This window comes from Spirosoma oryzicola, assembly GCF_021233055.1.
Lineage (GTDB): Bacteria > Bacteroidota > Bacteroidia > Cytophagales > Spirosomataceae > Spirosoma > Spirosoma oryzicola.
Map to the genome: position 1 here is coordinate 1,530,026 of NZ_CP089538.1, position 20,847 is coordinate 1,550,872.

Sequence of the window (20,847 nt, forward strand, 5' to 3'; positions counted from 1 at the left end):
GAAAAAGCGAATTCTTGTTCTCGACGGTGCGATGGGAACGATGATTCAACGTTACAATCTTACCGAGGAAGACTACCGAGGGGAGCGCTTTAAGGACTATCCGCATGATGTAAAAGGAAACAACGATTTGCTGTCGATTACGCAGCCCGGTATCATTCAGGAGATTCATAAGCAATATCTGGAAGCCGGAGCGGATATTATCGAAACCAACACGTTCAGTAGTACGACCATCGCCATGGCGGATTACCACATGGAAGAGCTGGCCTACGAACTGAACTATGAGTCGGCCCGGATTGCCAAGGAGGCCGCCGTAGAAATAACGAACCAGAACCCGGATAAACCGCGCTTTGTGGCGGGGGCAATGGGGCCCACCAACCGCACCGCTTCGCTATCACCCGATGTCAACAATCCGGGCTACCGCGCCATTACGTTCGACGAACTCGTCAGTGCGTATTACGAGCAGGTAAGTGGTCTAGTCGAAGGCGGTTCGGATTTATTGCTAATCGAAACCATCTTCGATACGCTTAACGCGAAAGCTGCGTTGTTTGCTATCGATAAATACTTTGCCTTGAATCCGCAGCAGCGGGTCCTGCCCATCATGGTGTCGGGTACGATTACCGATGCTAGTGGGCGAACCCTGTCGGGACAAACGACGGAGGCTTTCCTGTATTCGGTTTCGCACTTGCCCTTGCTGAGCGTTGGCCTGAACTGTGCCCTTGGTGCCGAGCTGATGCGGCCTTACATTCAGACGCTGGCCAAGGAAGCCCCATTTTTTACGTCGGCCTATCCGAACGCGGGACTGCCCAACGAATTTGGCGAGTATGACGAAACGCCCGATAGCATGGCCTCGCAGGTCGAAGGGTTCATCCGTGATAGCTTTGTCAATATCGTTGGTGGCTGTTGTGGATCAACCCCGGATCACATTCAGGCGATTGCCAGGGTAGCCGCCAAGTACCCGCCCCGCCCGCTGCCGGAGCCCGAACCGTACCAGAAACTGAGCGGTCTGGAACCGTTAAAGATCACGGAACAAACCAACTTCCTGAACATCGGTGAGCGGACCAACGTGACGGGATCGAAAAAATTCGCCCGGCTCATCAAGGAAGGAAATTACGACGAAGCCCTGAGCATTGCCCGTGGGCAGGTTGAAGGTGGAGCGCAGGTGATCGACGTGAACATGGACGAAGGGATGCTGGATTCGGTAGAAGCCATGACCACCTTCCTGAACCTGATTGCCGCCGAACCCGATATTGCCCGCGTTCCGATTATGGTCGATTCGTCGAAGTGGGAAGTGATCGAAGCCGGTCTGAAATGCGTTCAGGGAAAAGCCATTGTCAACTCTATTTCGCTCAAGGAAGGAGAGGAAGCGTTTATCGAACGGGCCAACCTGGTTAAACGGTACGGGGCTGCAGCCGTGGTTATGGCGTTTGACGAATCTGGCCAGGCCGATTCCTACGAACGACGGATCGAAATCTGCGAACGCGCTTACCGGATTCTGGTTGATAAAGTCAATTTCAATCCGCAGGACATTATCTTCGATCCCAACATTCTGACGGTAGCGACGGGTATCGAAGAACACAACAACTACGCCGTAGACTTTATCAACGCCACGCGCTGGATCAAGGAAAACCTGCCGCTTGCCAAAGTCAGTGGGGGGGTGTCGAATATTTCGTTTAGCTTCCGGGGCAATGACGTTGTGCGGGAGGCCATGCACTCGGCCTTTTTGTATCACGCGATTCGGGCGGGACTGGACATGGGGATTGTCAATGCTGGTCAGCTCGAAGTGTATGACAACATTCCCAAAGAGTTGCTGGAACGTTGTGAGGACGTGTTGCTAAACCGGCGCGACGATGCTACCGAGCGACTGGTCGAATTTGCCGAAACGGTAAAAGCCAAAGGCAAAGTGGTGGTGCAGGATGAAAGCTGGCGCAACGAACCGGTTCGTGAGCGACTGAAATACGCCCTCATCAAAGGCATCACCGACTACATCGATCAGGATGTTGAAGAAATCCGGCAGCAGGTCGAGCGACCTTTGCACGTGATCGAAGGACCATTGATGGACGGTATGAACGTCGTGGGTGACTTGTTTGGCGAAGGGAAAATGTTTCTGCCGCAGGTCGTCAAATCGGCGCGGGTGATGAAAAAAGCGGTTGCTTATCTAACCCCCTTCATTGAAGCTGAAAAATCGGATGGTGAGTCGGCGTCGGCTGGAAAAATTCTGCTAGCCACCGTTAAAGGCGACGTTCACGACATCGGTAAAAATATCGTTGGCGTCGTACTGGGTTGTAACAACTACGAGATCATCGACCTTGGGGTAATGGTCCCAACGCAGAAAATTCTGGAAGAAGCGCGTAAGCACAACGTAGACATTATCGGGCTAAGCGGCCTGATTACGCCGTCGCTGGATGAGATGGTGGGCGTCGCTAAAGAAATGGAGCGGCAGGGATTCTCGATGCCGCTGCTAATCGGCGGAGCGACGACCTCTCGGATGCACACGGCGGTTAAGATAGATCCGCACTATTCAGGACCGGTTGTTCACGTGCTGGATGCCAGCCGGAGTGTTCCGGTGGCCGGTCGGCTCGTCAATGAACAGCAGACAACGAGAGACGCAATTTTCTCAGAAATAAAAACTGAGTACGCCAAATTACGCGACGACCACGCCCGCCGTCGGCAGGATAAAGCCACCCTGACCATCGAGAAAGCGCGTGAAAATCGGACGTCGATCGACTGGAGTAATTTTACACCGACAAAACCTGCTTTCTTAGGCAATCGCTATTTCGAAGATTACTCGATTGCTGAGCTGGCAAAATACATCGACTGGACGCCTTTCTTCCAGACCTGGCAGTTACACGGCAAGTATCCGGCAATTTTTGACGATGCTGTAGTGGGCAAAGAAGCGCGTCAGCTTTACGACGATGCCAACACACTCTTGCAGGAAATCATCGATAAGAAATTGCTGAAAGCCAAGGCTGTCGTTGGGTTCTTTCCGGCTAATTCGGCTGATGACGATGTGCTGCTCCACGATTTCGAAGAATACCAGCGCGACATTCCTTGTGAACGGCATGGTTCGCACCGTCACATTGAGTACAAAATCAGTCGGGCGCAGTCGCAGACGGCAGTTGGTCCGGCGGGTGAGTTGATCTACGATACCAAAACGGTGCTGCACTTCCTGCGTCAGCAAAACCAGAAAGCACCTGGTTTGCCAAATTTCTGTTTGTCTGACTTCATTGCTCCACTCGAAAGCAGCCGCGAAGACTACATCGGCGGCTTCGCGGTGACCGCCGGAATTGGCATTGAAGCCTTGCTTGACAAATACGAACGCGACCACGATGATTATAATAGTATCATGGTCAAGGCGATTGCCGACCGTCTGGCCGAAGCGTTTGCCGAGCGGATGCATGAGCGGGTCCGCACTGAATTCTGGCCCTACGCAACGGGCGAGACGTTTACCAACGAACAGCTTATCAAAGAAGCGTATCAAGGTATTCGCCCCGCACCCGGTTATCCGGCCTGCCCTGATCATACTGAAAAAGCAACGCTGTTCAACTTACTGGACGCGAACAAAATTGGGATCGAACTGACTGAAAGTTTTGCCATGTATCCGGCTTCGTCGGTAAGTGGTTTTTACTTCTCGCATCCTGAATCAAAGTATTTCGCCGTCGGTAAAATAAACAAAGATCAGGTGCATGATTACGCCTTGCGCAAGGACATGCCCGTTGACGAAATTGAGCGCTGGTTAGCACCGGTGTTGAATTACGATGCCTGATTACGGATACGAACTAAAAAGAGAAGCCCCGGCCGTATAACAGCCGGGGCTTCTCTTTTTATAAAAGGTAAGTCTGCCAAGGCAGTGATGCGGTAAACAAAGAACCGCCGGGGAGACCCGGCGGGACGATCCTCTAAAAGAGAACTGAATGTATGGGTGGATAAGCGGATAAATCAGCCGCACAAAGTTGTCTTATAAGTCTTTGTGTATGTAGGGGAGATCTGCCCAAAATCAGTACGGGAGAAACACGGTTTCGATTATGGTAAATTCCCGTATTTTCAGCGGTTAGGCAATATACTTATATGTAAGTAGTTGATCTGTAATAGTTTAACTTTAAGGGTGTTATTACGGTAAGTCGATGTCTTTCTATTCCTGATTTCGGTGATTACTTTAGCTATAACAACCATTCACCTGTACACTAGTATGCTGGAATTTGTGTTCAGTCGGGCCGAGATGGCTAGATTGATCGAGGAATGCGAATGCGACGATGATAGCAATGTTATTATCCGGTTGTCCTTCTCTCCTGGAAAGGATAAAGTGTTTCCCGCTCATGTTATTGCGTTTTGTGAAAATTCCCTTGGGGAAACTATTGGTGACGATGAAATCGATGGGTGTCCAAGACCTCCTGGGTGTGGTTAAACGCAAAACGTTACTGATTCGTATTCGCCGGGCATGTGGTTAGTTATTAGAAGGGCTATTGATTATTTCGATACCATTCCTCCCTTGATACTACTTATTTTAGCTGTAGCCACACTGGTTCAGCTAAAGAGGAATTACGTTATCTATTATATAGCCTGTCAGTTCGTGTTTAATGGCTATGCGAATCTATTGAATGAATTAGAAATTGATAACCTATACGTATACACGCTCAATTTTACGTGGTCATTCTTTATTCTTTCTCTTTATTTTATTGATGTCTACAAGTCGCCAGTCCTAGCCCGACTTGTTCTTACTATCGTTGTCTTGTTTCAGGTAATCTCACTTTTCCACGTACAGGAGGCTACTACTGAAATTACGTTTAACAGTGTATCGTTCGGGATTATCAGCTTGTTAGTGACGGGGTATAGTTTGATCTATTATACTAAACAGCTATCGGGGCAACCAAAAGAAAACATTCTGGGCGTACGCGATTTCTGGTACGTAAACGGTATTTTTACCTACTACGCCAGTAATTTTTTTATCTTCCTTACGTATAATATGCTCGTTAGTAAACACTACAGCAATATTAGTATAATATGGAGGGTTCATAACTTTGTTTTTCTGGCGATGTGCATTTATATTTTCATTGGATTACGATGCAAGCAGTCACCGGAGAAGTTGAAATCGTCATCATAGCAACCCTGTTCTTGCTCTTAATAACGGTAGCTCCTATTCTATTTGTGCTTATGCATCAACGTCAATACCATCGCTACTTGAGTGATAAAGAGGAGATGAAAAACCTGTATCAGCGGGAACTCCTCCAATCTCAGCTAGAAATTCAGAATCAGACTTTTCAACAAATCGGTGAGGAGCTTCATGATAACATAGGTCAGCTGCTTACGGTAGCCCTGATGCGGTTAAATGTCCTCGAAGACGTTGCTGGTCCAGATGCAAAATATTCGGTGGATCAGACGCGGGATATTATCCGGACGATTATAACCGATGTGCGGGCACTGGCGAAGACACTTGATCAGGATACCGTTCGTCGGTTTGGTTTAGTGCCCAGTCTAACGGTAGAGCTCGAACGAATCCAGCGCTCAGGTCGGTTGAAGACACACCTGGCAACCGCCGGAGACACCTATTCGCTTGGGGAGCAAACCGAAACCGTTTTACTTCGGATGGTACAGGAGGCACTCAACAACGCGTTGAAACACGCCAACGCCCAAAAACTAACTATTCTGGCTGACTACCAGAACGCCATGTTTACGCTGTCCATTGCCGATGATGGCTGTGGTTTTCGCCAAGAAGATATAACCCGGCGAACAATAGATGAATCGGGGGTTGGCCTGGTTAACCTGCACCGACGGGCAGGACTGCTGGGAGGAACCTGTACAATCGTTAGCCATCCCGGTGCGGGAACGAAAGTGGAGATCAAGCTGCCGCGCGAACTAACCGTTTAAAATATTAATTATCGGTAAAGCATAAATACTTATATTCAGCTATTGTCTGTGATAAAGCCACTGTTTACTTTTCGGGAATAATCATTTTCGCCCATCGTAGACATGCCCACTTCTATTGCTATTGCTGATGACCATCAGCTATTGGCTGAGGCTCTCTCGGACCTCATTCAAAAATTTGATGGGTACGAGGTCCTTTACGTAGCCGCCAATGGTCGTGATCTATTAAATCGCATGAGTGATGGTCCCTTGCCGGATATTGCCTTGGTAGACTTGCATATGCCCGACATGGATGGATTTGAGACGGCTGCCCAACTTCGACAGCATTATCCAACCGTTCGGGTACTGGCTCTTTCGATGTCCGATCGGGAGGAATACATTGTTCGAATGATGCGTAATGGTGCGCGCGGTTACCTGTTGAAAGGATGCCGACCCGTCGAATTTCGCCAGGCGCTGGACGAAGTAATCAACAAAGGGTTCTACTATTCCGACTTTCTGACGTCCCAACTGATCCGTAATCTGAATACAGCTGAAACGGGAAATGAGGCTCCCGTATTCAACCTTAATAGTCGAGAGTACGATTTTCTGAAAATGGCTTGTAGCGAACTAACTTACAACGAGATTGCTGATAAGATGTGCGTTAGCCCCAGAACCGTTGATGGTTACCGTGAAGTTGTTTTTCAGAAAATGAGCGTAAAAACGCGGGTCGGCATGGTCATCGAAGCCTTCCGACACGGGTTAGTCGAGTTGTAGATCAGCAAAAATTACTCATTATAGCGTCAAACCAAATGGGCAAGAATAACCGTTCGGCTTGACGCTACTGGATAAACGTTTACCGAATCGATAGCTGCATGAGTTGGCGGCCCAATTCATGAATTGAAGCCTCCAGGCGCTCTGCCTGCTCAACCGAAGGGAAGGTTGACCCTGTCATAAATCGGTTGATGGACTCTAGGTCGATGCCTGTATGTCCGGCGATGTGATTGGCTTTGAGTTGTCTAAACAGATCCCAGACGGCGGTTGTGTCATAAACAGGAACGAAATCGATCGCATTTATCACCGAACGATAGCAGGTCGTTTCGTCGCTGGCACAGCTCGTCAGGATTGCCTGTAAGGTGTTGATTACCTGTTCAACGCTGGTACCACGAGCAGCGGCCAGTATGTTTGGCGTTTCGATACGCCCCCAGATGGACTTTCCTTGTTTCTCCATCACAACCTCAAAAACCTTGGTGTGACGCAGGACCGTTGTCCAGTGGCTACCGGTTCCTGATTTGTACGCTGTCCGGAGTAAGGCGTTTAACGTACCGGTAGGGATTTTCTCCGAGTTGGTAGTCGGAATAACGAAGCAAGCGGCATTGTTTTTAATCGAATGACTAAGGAGATTATAACCTTTGTGTTTCTGAATTACTTCCCAACCTTTTTCTTGGAGAAGTTTATTAAGTACAGAAGTTTTCATAGGGAACATTCAAGCTAGTACAAAACGAGATAGACATGTAAATATACCCATTAAAGAGATACTACATATGCCGTATAGTTAATTTTTCAGATTTATTTTTTAAAGTAAGTAGAATGATGGTGACTTTTAAGATGAAAAGGAGTCTTCGTCGTTAACAAAAGATATTTATAAAGGTTCAAGAAAATATAAATTGTAACTTATATACGATATTGTTACTGTAATTAGTAAATGATAAATAACAGATTTTCAAGTATTTATAAGAATAACACCTCTATGCCTTTTCTATAATTCATGATTGACTGTCAGCAAATAGACGCAAGACCTTTTAAAAAGCTTATTCTGTACCTTATACCAAAAAGTACGTTACAAAGAAATGGGACTAGTCACAAAATGTGTATTCTTTTAAAGAAAGATTGTTGGTAAGATAATGTTCATCTTACCATAAAAGCGAATGAGGTAGTAAAATATTCCTTTAATCTTATCCAATCGCCCATTTGTAAGATCGTCAGGCTTGTAAACGTACCCATGCTGAAAGTTATGCGGTGCATGAATAGCCTACCGGTAGCAGCGCCTAACGCTGTCTGGATTGGACCAGACTACTATTTCATTAGGAGCAAAGCACGGTCTGTCGATACCAACTGACGAAGCGACTGATGCCTTCTTCGATTTGAACCGATGGCAGATAACCGATACGATTATTGGCACGATGTAAGTCCGCACTAGTCAGGGTTACATCGCCTGGCTGATTTGGCTGCCAGTCTATTACGGCTTTGCGTCCTACTGCCTGCTCAATGATTCCTACCAATTCGCTTAATTTAACCGCGCCTGATCCGCCGATATTAAGCAGGTCGAACCCTTTGAGATGGTTGATGGAGCGGCTAATTCCCATTATCGTATCATATATATAGGTATAATTACGTGATGTGCTGCCATCGCCATAGATTGTAATGGGCTGTCCGCCGTACATTTTTTCTGTAAAACGGCTGATGGCCATTTCGGGACGCTGGCGAGGGCCGTAAACGGTGAAAAAACGAAGGCAGGCTACATCGAAACCATGTAGGTGGTGATACGTATGAGCCAATAACTCCGCCGACCGTTTAGACATTGCGTAAGGGGACAAAGGTAAGTTTGCATCATCATCTTCCCGGAATGGTACAGCACTGGAGTTGCCATAAACTGACGAAGAGGAAGCCATTACCAAACGTCGGACCTCGGTCAGTCTCATGGCTTCTAGCAGGGAAAGGGTACCGTTAACATTTACATCAATGCATAAAGCTGGCTCGCGCACCGAATCGCGGACCCCTGTACGGGCAGCCAGGTGTACAACTGTGTCGCAGCGATACTGGCGTAGCACATCGGTCAGGGATGCTTGGTCGCGAATGTCATTTTGGATAAACGTAAAATTGGGATGGGTCGTTAGGAAGTGAATGTTTATGTGTTTACGAACCGGGTCGTACTGATTGTCGAAATTATCGTACCCGATTACGGTGTGTCCCATCGAAAGAAGGTGTTCGGTCAGATGGGAGCCGATAAAACCTGCGGCACCGGTAAGCAAAATTTTCATAAGTAGAGGTAGTTATCAAGTTGAGCCATGAGCAGTTCAATTCAAACTGTAGCAAGCCTAATCAGCATACAGCGCTGATTAGGGCGCCTGCTCATAACCAATAGCGAATTTAATAAACAAGCTGTATAATTTGCGGAGAAAAGTTTAATAAATATTTACAAATTCATTTATAAGTAAACTAATGAAAGATTTATAGAGCTATTGATTGGTAAGTAAAAGACATTCGTTAGGCTTGACACACAGCGGTTTCCGTCGAATAACCTCATCGCAGAATTGTGTATAACGATGCAATAGCTAGTAGTATATTACGGAAAACTGTGTAGACATGCAGACATTTATGTGAACTCGATCAGTCATTGAACTCTACCTTATATATACTGCTTCTATCCTTCTGCTACTAATTAAATAGGTAGCGTTCATTGCGTAGCAAGCAGGACCGTATTTAGTTGCGGACTTGACTCTTTGAGACGCGTAAGATTTCCTCGCCTGGAATAGTCATTATCTGATTCGCCCAGAACGTTAATGCTATTGCGATACTGCTGATTCTTCAGGCTGTATAGTTGACTTGAGCGGTATGAGAGACGGTGCGCGATTCAGGCTTGCCCGTAAACAAGCTTGAACCGCTATTGTGACAAGTCATTAGCATGGACTCATCGCCTAATAAAGCTTATTGTTGAAAAACGACATTTGTAATCATTGGTGCGTTCCTATTCTCATAAACGAATGGAAACTTATTAATTGCTTATGGGGTACATTTCTAAAAGGTGATTAAATAGGTTTTTGACAAATATTTATTTAATAAACTAGAAGCATTTGGTATTAAAGATTTTTTTATATGAATTTACGAAAGAATGTAAGCCACTACAAGGAAAGAAGCTGACGTCGATCCGTTATTTAATCGAATTACCTGTTTACTTATAAGTAGTTGGTTTGCTTTTTATTTTTTACTAACCTAATCCGTGTATGTTAAAAACACTACAAAAATGTGGTGTGGTTGCTTGTGCCGTAACGGCGCTGCTGGCCATGCCTTCGCTTAGTAAAGCGCAATCACCGGGCGATTTAAAAACCGTATCGAGAAGCGCTAAAATTACCTCTGATCTGCTAAGTGTTCAACAAAGCAACGGAGCGCCGACACCACCGCCAATCCGAGACGGGCAGATTAAGTATGAATACGTTATTAATGGCAACATGATTGCCATTGAAGCGGTGGCCAGCGATATGAACGGGGAGGCTCTGCTGGCCCAGTTGCAGGCCTTAGGTCTTACGCAGGGTGTCGCTTTCAAGAGTATGATCTTCGGATTTCTGCCCATCGACAAACTGGATGATCTGAAGAATGTGGCGTCTCTCAACTACGCGCGTCCTTACTACAAGCCGGAAAACAACGTCGGTAAAGTAACATCGCAAGGGGATAAAGCGTTGCGGGCTGACCTGGCTCGTCAAACCTACGGCGTAACAGGAGCCGGTTCGAAAGTCGGCGTTATTTCCGACTCGTACAACGTGCTGGGAGGGGCTGCTGCGGGGGTAGCGTCTGGCGATCTGCCCGCCAACGTACAGATCATTGATGATTTCAGCTCGGGTACCGATGAAGGCCGCGCTATGGCCGAAATTGTCCATGACGTAGCACCGGGAGCCGCTATTGCGTTCAACACGGCTAATAGGGGGCAGGCCGGGTTTGCCAAAGGAATCATTGACCTAGCCGCTGCGGGCTGTAATATTATCGTCGATGATATCATCTATCTGGCAGAGCCTTTCTTCCAGGATGGTATCGTTGGGCAAGCGGCTGATCAGGTCGTTGTGAACAACAATGTAACCTACTTCTCGTCGGCAGGAAACCGGGCCCGTCAGTCGTATCAGGCTAAATTTGCCAATTCAGGCATCAACATACCTGGCTACGGGGTAGCCCACGATTTTGGTGGGGGAGACATCTATCAAAAAGTCACGGTTGCTAATGGTGGGACCCTGCGCCTTGTACTCCAATGGGATCAGCCCTTCCGCTCAGTGAGTGGCGGAGTAGGTGCCAGAACGGATCTGGACATCTTGTTTTTTAGAAATGGTGTACCCCTAGCAGGAGGAGGCACTAATGATAACATCGCGTCCGGTGACCCTGTCGAAGTAACCGGTACCTACACCAACACAACAGGCGCTCCCGTCGATATTGACGTAGTGATTGTGAAATACGCCGGACCTGATCCTTCTCTTATCAAATGGGTCAATTTCGGTAGCCGTACAAGCATTGTCGAATATGATACCCGGAGTGGAGCTTCGTACGGTCATAACAGTGCTGCGCGGGCAATTTCGGTAGCGGCTACTGCTTACTTCGACACACCTGCTTATAACCCAAGTCTGTCAACGGCAGTGGTCGAAGTATTCTCGTCGGCCGGTGGTACGCCAACCTTGTTCGATGCTGCCGGGAACCGCATCAGCCAGGATGGGATTATTCGCCAAAAGCCTGAAATTACGTCGGTCGATGGCGGAAACAACACGTTCTTCTCGTCAGACTATGAACCCGATGGTTTCCCGAACTTCTTTGGTACGTCGGCGGCTGCCCCGCACGCTGCGGCTGTTGCTGCACTGATGCAGGAACGGGCGAAAAATACGCTCTCGCCCAGCGATGTTCTGTCAAAAATGACGAGTACGGCACTGGATATGGACGATCCGCTGACGCCTGGGTTTGACAATGGCTTCGATTACCGCACGGGTTACGGATTCATCCAGGCTGACAAAGCAATTCAGGCATCGGGTTCGAACGAGCCAATTGGTATCACGAGCTTTACCTGTAATACGACCAACTCGATGCTGACCAGCGTTGATTTCGTCGTTGGCTATCCAAACGGTACGTTTACGCCAGCGTTGCCTCCGCTGTTCATCAACGGCGTTACGGGTTCGGGCCAACTAGGTGTGAAATACAACTATCCGTTCGACAACAATCAAAGTCTGTTACCGATTCAGGATGCGGCCACGCGTTCAACCTACTTTGTTTGGAACTTCCGCGAAGCGTGTGCGACCAACACTACACCGAATCAGCCTCCTGTATTCAATGGTGTAACGTCACTGACGGGCGTTGTTGGAACTGCGTTCCGGTATAACCTGCCACCAACGACGTTCACAGATCCGGAGAGCCAGTCGTTAACGTTTGCCACAAGTGGTTTACCGGCCGGTCTTGGTTTTGAACCGATCACCCGTGTCATTAGCGGTACGCCTACATCACCGGGCACGAGCCAAGTAACAGTGACAGCTACGGACACTGGCGGCTTAGTCGCGTCGGGTACGTTTACGATTGCGATCAGCCAAACGGCTACACAACCGCAACCCCCTGCTTCGTTGACGATTACCAGCTACAGCTGTAACATCTCACCAACGGGATTGTCGAGCGTTAATTTCGTCGTTGGTTACACGACTGGCGGATTTATACCGGCTCTACCTCCGCTGTTGATCAACGGTGTAACGGGTCAGGGTCAGTTGGGCGTTCAGTACACGTACACGTTCGATAACAACCAATACGTATTACCGATTCAGGATGCAGCTACGGGTTCAACCTACTTCGTCTGGAACTTCCGGGCGGCTTGTGGAACCACACCCGTTGCCAACCGTCCGCCCATTTATAACGGCGGTCTGACCGATCAGGTAGGTACTGTCGGCGTACCGTTCAGCTACACGATTCCAGCCAATGCGTTCACCGATCCAGATGGACAGGCAACATTGCGGTATTCGGCGGTTAACTTGCCTGCCGGGCTTACTATCGGTGTTACGTCGCGTGTGATCAGTGGTACACCAACAACAGTAGGTACCCGAACTGTAACGGTTCGCGTTACCGATGCTTCGAGCGCGACAGCAGTCGGAACCTTCGTGATTACTATTGGCTCTACACCACCGGCTACGTTCGCTATCGCGAGCGTGAACACCATCAGCTGCGTGGCTACAACGCCTAGCGAGCGTCAGGTGACCTTTACGCCACAATACAGCGGTACCAACGGTCAGCCGATTACATTCTCAGTTGTGAATGAAACAGTACCAACGACGGCTCCTGGTCCCTACACGCTCCGTCTTTACACAGACAACCCAACGGTTACGCTGCGTGCTCAGCAAGCGGGAACTGCCGGTGCTTCTACCTTTGCTTATAACTGGCTGGCTGCCTGTAACACGGCTGCGCGAGTGGGTATAGCTGAACGCCAGTCTGATCTCACGGTCACGCTGATGGCTAACCCGGTACCTAGCCAGGATGCCGAAGTAGAAGTTCGTGGAGCGACGGGCCAAGCGCTGGATTTCCAGGTGTTTGACGAGCAGGGCCGTTCAATTAGCAAACGGGCTGTTAGCCAAGCCGCCGAAGTAGAGCGCCAGACGCTTCAACTCGGTCACACGAAAGGGTTGTATCTGCTGAAAGTCAACACAGCTACGCAAACGAAAACAGTGCGAATACTGAAAAACTAACAGCCGCTCTGTTGATGAAAAGAGGCACCTCCGTTGTAATGGAGGTGCCTTTTTAGTTAATGGCGAGTATGATTGAGCCGCAACCCTGATTTTATGGAATCAATACCGACTCACAGATGTACGTTGGAATGATACCCGTACTGCGAATTTGTACCTCAACGTCCTGTGCCTGCGTGTTGCCGCTTAATACCAGCACGGTGTCCAGCCCAAATTTGTTACCCCCCAGAATATCGGTGCGCAACGTATCACCTACCATCAGTACATCGCGCTTGCTGACGTGTCCGTCCTCCGGGGTTTCCAGACCGCGAGGAACCACATTCTCAAGCCGTTCGTAAGCAAACATAAAGAGTTGCGCATCGGGTTTGCCGAACCGAATGAACTGTTTTCCAACGATGGTTTCGATCATTTCCGCGACGGCTCCGATGGCGATGGCAATGCGTGTTTTGGAAACGGGATAGGTTTCGTCGGTATTGGCAACAATGACCGGAATATTACGCTTGCGCAGTAAGTTGACGGTTTTGTTTAGGTCCGTATTCCAGTCGAATCCTTCGTCGTCAAGTAGTACCAGTGCGTTTATGTCGGCGATATCGGCTAAATCTACCTGATTGATGGGCAGCGTTTTTAAGTCCGTCGTTTCGAGGTAGTGAGCCGAACTGGCAGTACCCAGATACGCTACTGTCCCGTGATTGACTTTTAGATCGAGGTATTCCCGCGCCAGCATGCCCGACGAAATAATACGCTCCGGCGTAATGGCGTAAAGACCCTGTCGGTAATACGATTCGGCCAGCTCTCTTGGACTGCGTGATGCGTCGTTCGTTAATACGTAAAACTCCTTGTCGTTGTCCCGAAGCCAGTTAAACGTGTTTTCAATACCGGGCAATACCCCTTCGTAGTTTTTCAGCACGCCAAAGGCATCGAAGAAAATTACTTTATAGTTGGCGGCTACGTCTCTGAAATCGGCAAGTTGCATAAGAAATGGTACGTGGCTATATAGTAATGCTTACCGCTATTTATATGAATATGGTAAGGCGGCAATAGATTATTCGTCTTTCTTTGAAAAACTCTTCGTAAAAATACGGGTATAGCGCGCTAAAATAACTTTCTTATAAAAAAAGCTGTGTCAAAAGGGACCACAGGCAGTCGCTCAGTGCTCTATGACGCTTGTACGAAACGGCTGTTAAATGCTCAAACAGCTGTTGAATATTATTAAGAAACACGTTGTAGGCCCCGATCTGACCAAAAACAGTATTTTTAGCAAATCAACCTGTACGACCTATGAACCGAATTGTTCTACTGCTGGCTTCTTTCGGAACGGCACTGGCCTTTGGGCAACCTACACCGAGCAAAATCGACGCATCAGCGCAGCAAAAAAACTACCAGCCACCTGTTTTCACCGATTCTGACCGACTAAAAAACATCGAAACGGTTTTTCCCGTAATCGATAAAATCTACCAGGAATATGCTGCGAAGAACCATTATCCGGGCGTGGTGTATGGCTTGGTAGTCGATGGAAAGCTCGTCCATTCGGGCGGGCTGGGTTATACCGATGTGGCCAAAAAAACGGCGGCAACGTCCCAATCTGTGTTTCGCATTGCCTCAATGACCAAGAGCATTACGGCAATGGCGGTTGTTAAACTCCGCGATGAGGGGAAGCTCCGACTCGATGATCCCGTTACGAAGTACATTCCCGAAGCGGCCAAATTCACGTACCTGACTTCCGATGCGCCAGTCATAACCGTGCGTAACCTGCTAACCCACTCGGCGGGATTTCCCGAAGATAACCCCTGGGGCGACCGTCAACTAGCCGATACGGACGAAGACTTACTAACGCTGCTCAAAGGGGATGTGTCGTTCTCCAATGTGCCCGGCGTTGCCTACGAATACAGTAATTTAGCCTTTGCCATGCTGGGCCGGATCATCGCAACCGTATCGGGAAAACCGTACCAGCAATACATCACTGAAGCTATCTTGAAGCCGCTGGGCATGACCCACACCGAATGGGAGTACACAAAAGTCCCCGCCAACCAACTCGCGCATGGCTATCGGTGGCTCAACGAGCAATGGGTCGAAGAGCCGCTGCTGCACGACGGGAGTCACGGGGCCATGGGCGGTCTGCTGACATCCATCGATGATTTTAGTAAGTATGTCGCGTTTCATCTGTCGGTCTGGCCTCCGCGTAACGGAGTCGAAACCGGACCAGTTAAGCGGAGTTCGGTGCGGGAAATGCACATGCCCCGTACGTTCCGGGATTTAAGCCCGGCTTTTCGCTTTCCTAACGGTCGGGTGACGCCGATGGTCACTCATTACGCTTACGGACTGACCTGGAGTCATGACGGCGACGGACGCGATTATGTAGCGCATAGCGGTGGATTGCCGGGCTTTGGTAGTCAGTGGCGGATGCTACCCGAGTATGGTATCGGCGTTATTGCCTACGGTAACCTGACGTATGCAAATCTGGGTGCGGTCAACTGGGCGGTGCTGGATACGCTGCTGTCAATGGCGAAACTGAAACCGCGTCAGCTGCCTGTCTCACAAATCCTGCAACAGCGAAAAGCGGAACTGGTCAGCCTGCTGCCCGACTGGACGAATGCCGAAAAAAATCCGATTTTCGCCGAGAACTTCTTCCCTGATCATTCGCTTGAAAACCGTCGCAAAGCGGCTCAGTTGTTGTTTTCAAATCTGGGTAAAGTCGTGCGGGTTGGCGAGTTGATACCCGAAAACCAGCTACGCGGTCATTTCGTAATCGAAGGTGAACAAGGGGCTGCCGATGTGTTTTTCACGTTAACTCCGGAAAACCCGGCCCTGATTCAGCAATTGGACATCAAAAAACTCTAAGACCGCCCGGCGTTCCGTGTTACAGGGCTTTCATAAAGGCGACCAAAGCTTGCTTCTCGGTAGTTGTCAGATTGAGCTTGTCGAAAGGTAAGGTCTGGTTCTCTAGGGTGAATCCCAAGCCTACACCACCTCCTTTGTCGTAAAAGTCAACGACCTGTTCCAGCGTTTTATAGACGCCATTATGCATATAGGGAGCCGTTAGTGCGACTTGCCGGACCGTCGGTGTTTTGAAAGCGTGGTGATGAATGCCGATCCGGGTTGACCGGTAGCGACCTTCGTCGGCGTCGAGCTGTTTTTCCGATGCCGTGGCGGGAGTGCCTATCACCTCGCTTTCTGTTTTGATATAAGCCGGTGGAATGGTGCCGTTGAAGAGCGGGAAAAAGTGACAGGTAGCGCACTTTCCTTTGCCCATAAATACGTTGAAACCCGCTTTTTCCTGAGCGGTCAAAGCAACTTGTTCTCCGCGCAGGTAACGATCGGGCCGCGCGTTTAGGTTGGTCAATGACCGAATGTAAGACGCGAGGGCGTTTTTTACGTTTTTCTCGGTTACGCCATCCGCATACGCCCTGGTAAATTGAGTGCGATACGTAGAATCGTTTTGTAAGGTTTTTATGGCCCGATTAATGGAACCGCCCATCTCCCGCGTGTTGTGAATGACGTCGGAAATCTGATCTTCCAGGTAGAACGTCCTTGAATCCATAAATTGAAAGGACTGGAAAGCCGCATTTACCAGGGTTGGCGTGTTTCGATCAATTCGATTTTTGGCATCCAGCGTTAGTGACGACGTTTCACCGTCGGTAAAAGCTCGGTTCGGCTGATGGCAACTCGCGCACGAACGTTGCCCGTTGCCTGATAGCCCTGGATCGAAGAAAAGCGTTTTCCCCAATGCCACGCGTTGGGTAGTCGGCTGGTCATAGCTGTAGGGCAGAAAAAAGGTGGGGTCGAAAGCGTTGGTATCCGAGAGGGTGCGGGCCGACGAACGGAGCATTCGTTTGTCAGTTGCCAACGGATAGCCAAGCGTCAATTGTGCATCCATCAACAAGCGACTCAACGGATAAGCATACTGCCGGATAAAACGGAGCCGATCGAACTGGTTGAACGACTGACCACGTAAGGCTTGCGTTGCCCCACGAAGCGTTTGACGAAGCTGCGCGTTGATCGGACTAGCTTGCGCCGAAAGGGGATAAGCGTCAAACGTTCGTTCTATACTTTCGAGTGCGGTAATGCTCTCGGGAAGCGAGTGCAGCGCAACCGGCGAGTCGAAGCCCGTGATACCCAGTGTAATCAGGCGAGCCACCTCCAGCCGCATGGCGTCGAATACCTGACTATTCGTTAGTTCGGTGTAGCCAGCTACCCGTCTCAGCTGACTTATCGTCGTCTGAATAGACGCTACCTGTTGAAGCAAGTCGGGTCGGCGGGACGCATCCAACGGAAAAATTAGCTCTTCCGCGACTTGTAAGCCGCTTGGCTCGATCACAATGCCTATTCCGTCATCAACCTCACCCTCCGGTAAAGGAGGGCCGTTGAGTGACTTGGCAGATCCCGAAAAGTAAAACTCCGTCAGGAACTCGACCCGCTTGTAGGCCAGCCTCGACCGGCGAAATGCGGCTTGTACGGCAGAGGCTGGCCGGTGTTTCTCAATAGCCGTGCGCAACGCCGTGACAGCGGAATCGAGCCGTGCCAGATCGGTTAGATAGGTTGCCTTAACGGTCTGATGCGGCTGTGTAGCAACAAAGGCCGGAACAAAAGCCGCCACTACGACCAGCAGCGCAGCAGCTACCAGGCTATGCGGTCGTGATAAACGGTAAAGCAGTGGCTTCATAAGACGATTCCTGAACACAAGTCAGCCAACAAAAATAAGCGTTTGGGCCATTGTGTCAAAAATCGGCATACCGTTGGTAACGAAGGCACGGCGGGTATTTCTAAATTGAGAAGAAACGCGGAGCTATCCAACCTCACGTTTCTACACCAACCCGAGAAATACACCAGAAACGTAAAGCTTACTTACTTAAGCAACGGTATTGGCCAAGGTCCCGATTCCGTCAATCGTGATGCGAATTTCATCACCCGATTGAAGGGTAAAACTGTCGGGTGGTACAATGCCGGTTCCCGTCATCAGAAAGCAACCGTAGGGGAATGAGCATTCACGGAAAAGAAACGAAACCAATTCCGTATGCTGGCGTTTCATCTGGCTGATGGCGATGCTGTTGGTAAAGGCTGTCTGCCCATCGCGGAGAATTTCGAGTTGGATTTGAGTTTCGGGCGAAATCGGCGCTTCTGGAACGTACAGGCAAGGTCCCAGGGCCGCGCTGCCATCGTAACTTTTAGCCTGGGGCAGATACAGCGGATTTTCGCCTTCGATGCTTCGCGAACTCATGTCGTTGCCGCACGTGTAGCCCACAATTTTACCCGATGCGGTGATGAACAAGGTTAACTCGGGTTCGGGAACGTTCCAAGTTGAGTCGGCTCGGATTCGAACGTCGGCACCAGGACCGACAACTCGTTCAGCTGTCGATTTAAAGAACAATTCGGGCCGTTCGGCGTCATACACCCGGTCGTAAAAATTGTCTCCTCCCGCTTTTTTTGATTCTTCCATGCGGGCGTCGCGGCTGCGCAGGTAGGTCACGCCCGATGCCCAAACCTCCTGCCGGCCGATAGGGGCCAGTAAGCCTGTTTGTACCCATTGCTGGTGATCATCAGCGGGCGTAGCCGATTGAGTGAGTTGCCGCAGTGTATCGTGCAGATTATCCTGGTTAACCAAGTCGTCCCAGCTATCGGCAGGAACGGAATAATACGAATTGTTGGATTCAAGAACGATGCCGGAACGGGTTTTGTAAAGTTTCATGGTAGGAGATTGACTATAATGGGTAAAGAAGGTTTGACGGATCTTTTACTTGACAACAGATCGTTCTTGACCGGGAATGTCTAAAATGAAATCGAGTACTCTGGGCCAAAATTCGCCGAAAAAGTGTTATATTAGTAGGCTTACGTACCACCGAACCGGTGGTTTTATAGAAAATGCTGCAAAAAACACGGGGCCTGGCCCTCAGTTATATCCGTTATCGCGAAACATCCATTATTGCCCGCGTCTACACCGAAGAGTTTGGCTTACAAAGCTACATTGTCAATAGCGTCCGAACGGCCAAGAGCAAAAACAATAAGATTGCGCTTTTCCAGCCGTTGACGCTGCTGGATATGGTTGTCTACAACAAACCGGATCGGGATATTCATCGACTGTCGGAAATCAAAACCAGCCATCCCTTCCAGAGCCTGCCTTTCGAAGTAAGCAAGTCAACGATTGCGATGTTCGTAACGGAAATGCTCAACAAGGTGCTGAAAGAAGAAGCGGGCAGCCCAATTCTGTTCCGGTTTCTGGTTGATTCGGTGCTGTTTCTGGAGGAAGCCCGTACGAATTACGAAAACTTCCATCTCACGTTTTTGCTCAAGTTATCGTTTTTTCTAGGCTTCGGACCGGAGAGCGCCCGCGAGTTTGAGAATCAGTTGCGCGAAAATGCCTACGCGTTTTTACCCGACGATGAAATGGAAACTGCGCTGAACAGCATGGTACGACAACCGTTTGGAACGCCCATTCGACTGGCGCGCGCGGCCCGGAATGAACTGCTCGATGCGCTGGTGGCCTATTACCAGATTCACATTGACACCATCGGTGAAGTAAAATCGTTGCCAGTTTTGCGGGAGCTGTTGAGCTAGTGTCACGTAGCGCAAGTGTTTTTAATCAGAGTGGTGTCGGGTTCTCAAACCCGACACCACTCTGATTAAAAACAGCTACAATCTTAAATTTTACGTTTCAGCTCAAAATGCTGACCCAGGTAAAGCCGGCGAACCTGTTCGTCATTGGCTAGATCTTCGGCAGAACCTTGCTTCAAAATTTTACCTTCGAACAGCAAGTAAGCGCGGTCGGTGATGGAGAGGGTTTCGTTTACGTTGTGGTCGGTGATCAGGATGCCGATGTTGCGGTGCTTTAGTTTCGCGACAATGCTCTGAATGTCTTCGACCGCAATGGGGTCAACGCCCGCAAATGGCTCATCCAGCAAGATAAACTTAGGATCAACGGCCAGCGCACGGGCGATTTCCGTACGTCGGCGCTCTCCACCCGATAGCACCTTGCCTTTGTTTTTACGCACGTGAGTCAAGCTAAACTCATTGAGCAGTTCCTCGACTTTCTCTTTTCGCTGATTTTTCGGTATGTCGCTCATTTCCAGAACGGCCAGTACATTTTCTTCGACCGTCAGATCGCGAAAAACAGAAGCTTCCTGCGCCAGATAGCCTAGGCCCAGGCGGGCCCGTTTGTACATGGGCAGGTCGGTTACGTCTTTGTCATCAATAAAAACTTTGCCGCTGTTGGGTTTGACCAGACCAACGGCCATGTAGAATGATGTGGTTTTACCCGCACCGTTCGGACCGAGCAAGCCTACAATTTCGCCCGTCTCGACCTGGTAGGATACGTTGTTGTTGACTAGACGCGACCCGTATTTTTTTATTAAGTTTTCAGTTCTCAGAATCATGCTGATGCGTTATCAAAAAACGGTCAGTACCGCAGGTGTTAAACCGGGGGTAACCACAAAGTTCGGACGAATACCAGCCACTGCCAACTATTTTTAGGGCTGGTCCGCTGCTAAACCTGTTTATTAACAATTTTTAAAGGGGAAGTATTCGTTTCCTGACGGATTTACACTTTAAGGCCGTT

At 49.2% G+C, this 20,847-nt stretch carries 13 protein-coding genes; 7 read left to right on the forward strand and 6 right to left on the reverse strand.

Annotated elements, in window-relative coordinates:
- The first annotated feature begins 31 nt into the window (after positions 1–31).
- From metH to LQ777_RS06190, 4 genes are all read left to right on the forward strand, one after another.
- Entirely contained in the window at positions 32–3,763 is a 3,732-nt protein-coding gene (metH, locus tag LQ777_RS06175) for a methionine synthase (protein WP_425276941.1), read from the forward strand.
- A 672-nt stretch (positions 3,764–4,435) separates the two neighbouring features.
- Complete coding sequence (locus LQ777_RS06180) at positions 4,436–5,098, forward strand: hypothetical protein (RefSeq protein ID WP_232561651.1); 663 nt, start codon at positions 4,436–4,438, stop codon at positions 5,096–5,098.
- Between the two features lie 50 nt (positions 5,099–5,148).
- Positions 5,149–5,862, forward strand: coding sequence for a sensor histidine kinase (locus tag LQ777_RS06185; protein ID WP_232561652.1), 714 nt, complete (start codon positions 5,149–5,151; stop codon positions 5,860–5,862).
- A gap of 102 nt (positions 5,863–5,964) precedes the next feature.
- Positions 5,965–6,612 carry a response regulator transcription factor gene (locus LQ777_RS06190; protein ID WP_232561653.1) on the forward strand — a complete coding sequence of 216 codons (648 nt, stop codon included), beginning with the start codon at positions 5,965–5,967 and terminating at the stop codon, positions 6,610–6,612.
- Positions 6,613–6,691: 79 nt separating this feature from the next.
- Here LQ777_RS06190 and LQ777_RS06195 read toward each other — a convergent pair whose 3' ends face one another.
- Both LQ777_RS06195 and LQ777_RS06200 read right to left on the reverse strand, forming a co-directional pair.
- On the reverse strand, positions 6,692–7,312 hold the full coding sequence (locus tag LQ777_RS06195) for a type II toxin-antitoxin system HicA family toxin (protein WP_232561654.1): 621 nt from the start codon (positions 7,310–7,312) through the stop codon (positions 6,692–6,694).
- A 607-nt stretch (positions 7,313–7,919) separates the two neighbouring features.
- Positions 7,920–8,876 carry a GDP-mannose 4,6-dehydratase gene (locus LQ777_RS06200; RefSeq protein WP_232561655.1) on the reverse strand — a complete coding sequence of 319 codons (957 nt, stop codon included), beginning with the start codon at positions 8,874–8,876 and terminating at the stop codon, positions 7,920–7,922.
- A 963-nt stretch (positions 8,877–9,839) separates the two neighbouring features.
- Between LQ777_RS06200 and LQ777_RS06205 the strand changes: the two genes are divergently transcribed.
- On the forward strand, positions 9,840–13,304 hold the full coding sequence (locus tag LQ777_RS06205) for a putative Ig domain-containing protein (RefSeq protein WP_232561656.1): 3,465 nt from the start codon (positions 9,840–9,842) through the stop codon (positions 13,302–13,304).
- A 91-nt stretch (positions 13,305–13,395) separates the two neighbouring features.
- Here LQ777_RS06205 and LQ777_RS06210 read toward each other — a convergent pair whose 3' ends face one another.
- On the reverse strand, positions 13,396–14,274 hold the full coding sequence (locus LQ777_RS06210; protein ID WP_232561657.1) for an HAD-IIA family hydrolase: 879 nt from the start codon (positions 14,272–14,274) through the stop codon (positions 13,396–13,398).
- 305 nt (positions 14,275–14,579) lie between these two features.
- Here LQ777_RS06210 and LQ777_RS06215 point away from each other — a divergent pair, with 305 nt between their 5' ends.
- Entirely contained in the window at positions 14,580–16,139 is a 1,560-nt protein-coding gene (locus LQ777_RS06215; protein WP_232561658.1) for a serine hydrolase domain-containing protein, read from the forward strand.
- A gap of 19 nt (positions 16,140–16,158) precedes the next feature.
- On the opposite strand, the gene LQ777_RS06220 is transcribed toward LQ777_RS06215, so the two are convergent.
- Both LQ777_RS06220 and LQ777_RS06225 read right to left on the reverse strand, forming a co-directional pair.
- Positions 16,159–17,961 carry a cytochrome c peroxidase gene (locus LQ777_RS06220; protein WP_232561659.1) on the reverse strand — a complete coding sequence of 601 codons (1,803 nt, stop codon included), beginning with the start codon at positions 17,959–17,961 and terminating at the stop codon, positions 16,159–16,161.
- 186 nt (positions 17,962–18,147) lie between these two features.
- A complete protein-coding gene (locus LQ777_RS06225) occupies positions 18,148–18,984 on the reverse strand; it encodes a fumarylacetoacetate hydrolase family protein (protein WP_232561660.1) in 837 nt (278 codons plus the stop codon).
- A gap of 173 nt (positions 18,985–19,157) precedes the next feature.
- Here LQ777_RS06225 and recO point away from each other — a divergent pair, with 173 nt between their 5' ends.
- Positions 19,158–19,850 carry a DNA repair protein RecO gene (recO, locus tag LQ777_RS06230; RefSeq protein WP_232561661.1) on the forward strand — a complete coding sequence of 231 codons (693 nt, stop codon included), beginning with the start codon at positions 19,158–19,160 and terminating at the stop codon, positions 19,848–19,850.
- 83 nt (positions 19,851–19,933) lie between these two features.
- Here recO and lptB read toward each other — a convergent pair whose 3' ends face one another.
- Complete coding sequence (gene lptB, locus LQ777_RS06235) at positions 19,934–20,665, reverse strand: LPS export ABC transporter ATP-binding protein (RefSeq protein WP_232561662.1); 732 nt, start codon at positions 20,663–20,665, stop codon at positions 19,934–19,936.
- Between the last annotated feature and the right edge of the window lie 182 nt (positions 20,666–20,847).

Coding starts and splice junctions, on each gene's coding strand:
- metH (WP_425276941.1), top strand. CDS start 32: ATGGGAACGATGATTCAACGTTACAATCTTACCGAGGAAGACTACCGA.
- LQ777_RS06180 (WP_232561651.1), top strand. CDS start 4,436: ATGTGGTTAGTTATTAGAAGGGCTATTGATTATTTCGATACCATTCCT.
- LQ777_RS06185 (WP_232561652.1), top strand. CDS start 5,149: ATGCATCAACGTCAATACCATCGCTACTTGAGTGATAAAGAGGAGATG.
- LQ777_RS06190 (WP_232561653.1), top strand. CDS start 5,965: ATGCCCACTTCTATTGCTATTGCTGATGACCATCAGCTATTGGCTGAG.
- LQ777_RS06195 (WP_232561654.1), bottom strand. CDS start 7,312: ATGAAAACTTCTGTACTTAATAAACTTCTCCAAGAAAAAGGTTGGGAA.
- LQ777_RS06200 (WP_232561655.1), bottom strand. CDS start 8,876: ATGAAAATTTTGCTTACCGGTGCCGCAGGTTTTATCGGCTCCCATCTG.
- LQ777_RS06205 (WP_232561656.1), top strand. CDS start 9,840: ATGTTAAAAACACTACAAAAATGTGGTGTGGTTGCTTGTGCCGTAACG.
- LQ777_RS06210 (WP_232561657.1), bottom strand. CDS start 14,274: ATGCAACTTGCCGATTTCAGAGACGTAGCCGCCAACTATAAAGTAATT.
- LQ777_RS06215 (WP_232561658.1), top strand. CDS start 14,580: ATGAACCGAATTGTTCTACTGCTGGCTTCTTTCGGAACGGCACTGGCC.
- LQ777_RS06220 (WP_232561659.1), bottom strand. CDS start 17,961: ATGAAGCCACTGCTTTACCGTTTATCACGACCGCATAGCCTGGTAGCT.
- LQ777_RS06225 (WP_232561660.1), bottom strand. CDS start 18,984: ATGAAACTTTACAAAACCCGTTCCGGCATCGTTCTTGAATCCAACAAT.
- recO (WP_232561661.1), top strand. CDS start 19,158: ATGCTGCAAAAAACACGGGGCCTGGCCCTCAGTTATATCCGTTATCGC.
- lptB (WP_232561662.1), bottom strand. CDS start 20,665: ATGATTCTGAGAACTGAAAACTTAATAAAAAAATACGGGTCGCGTCTA.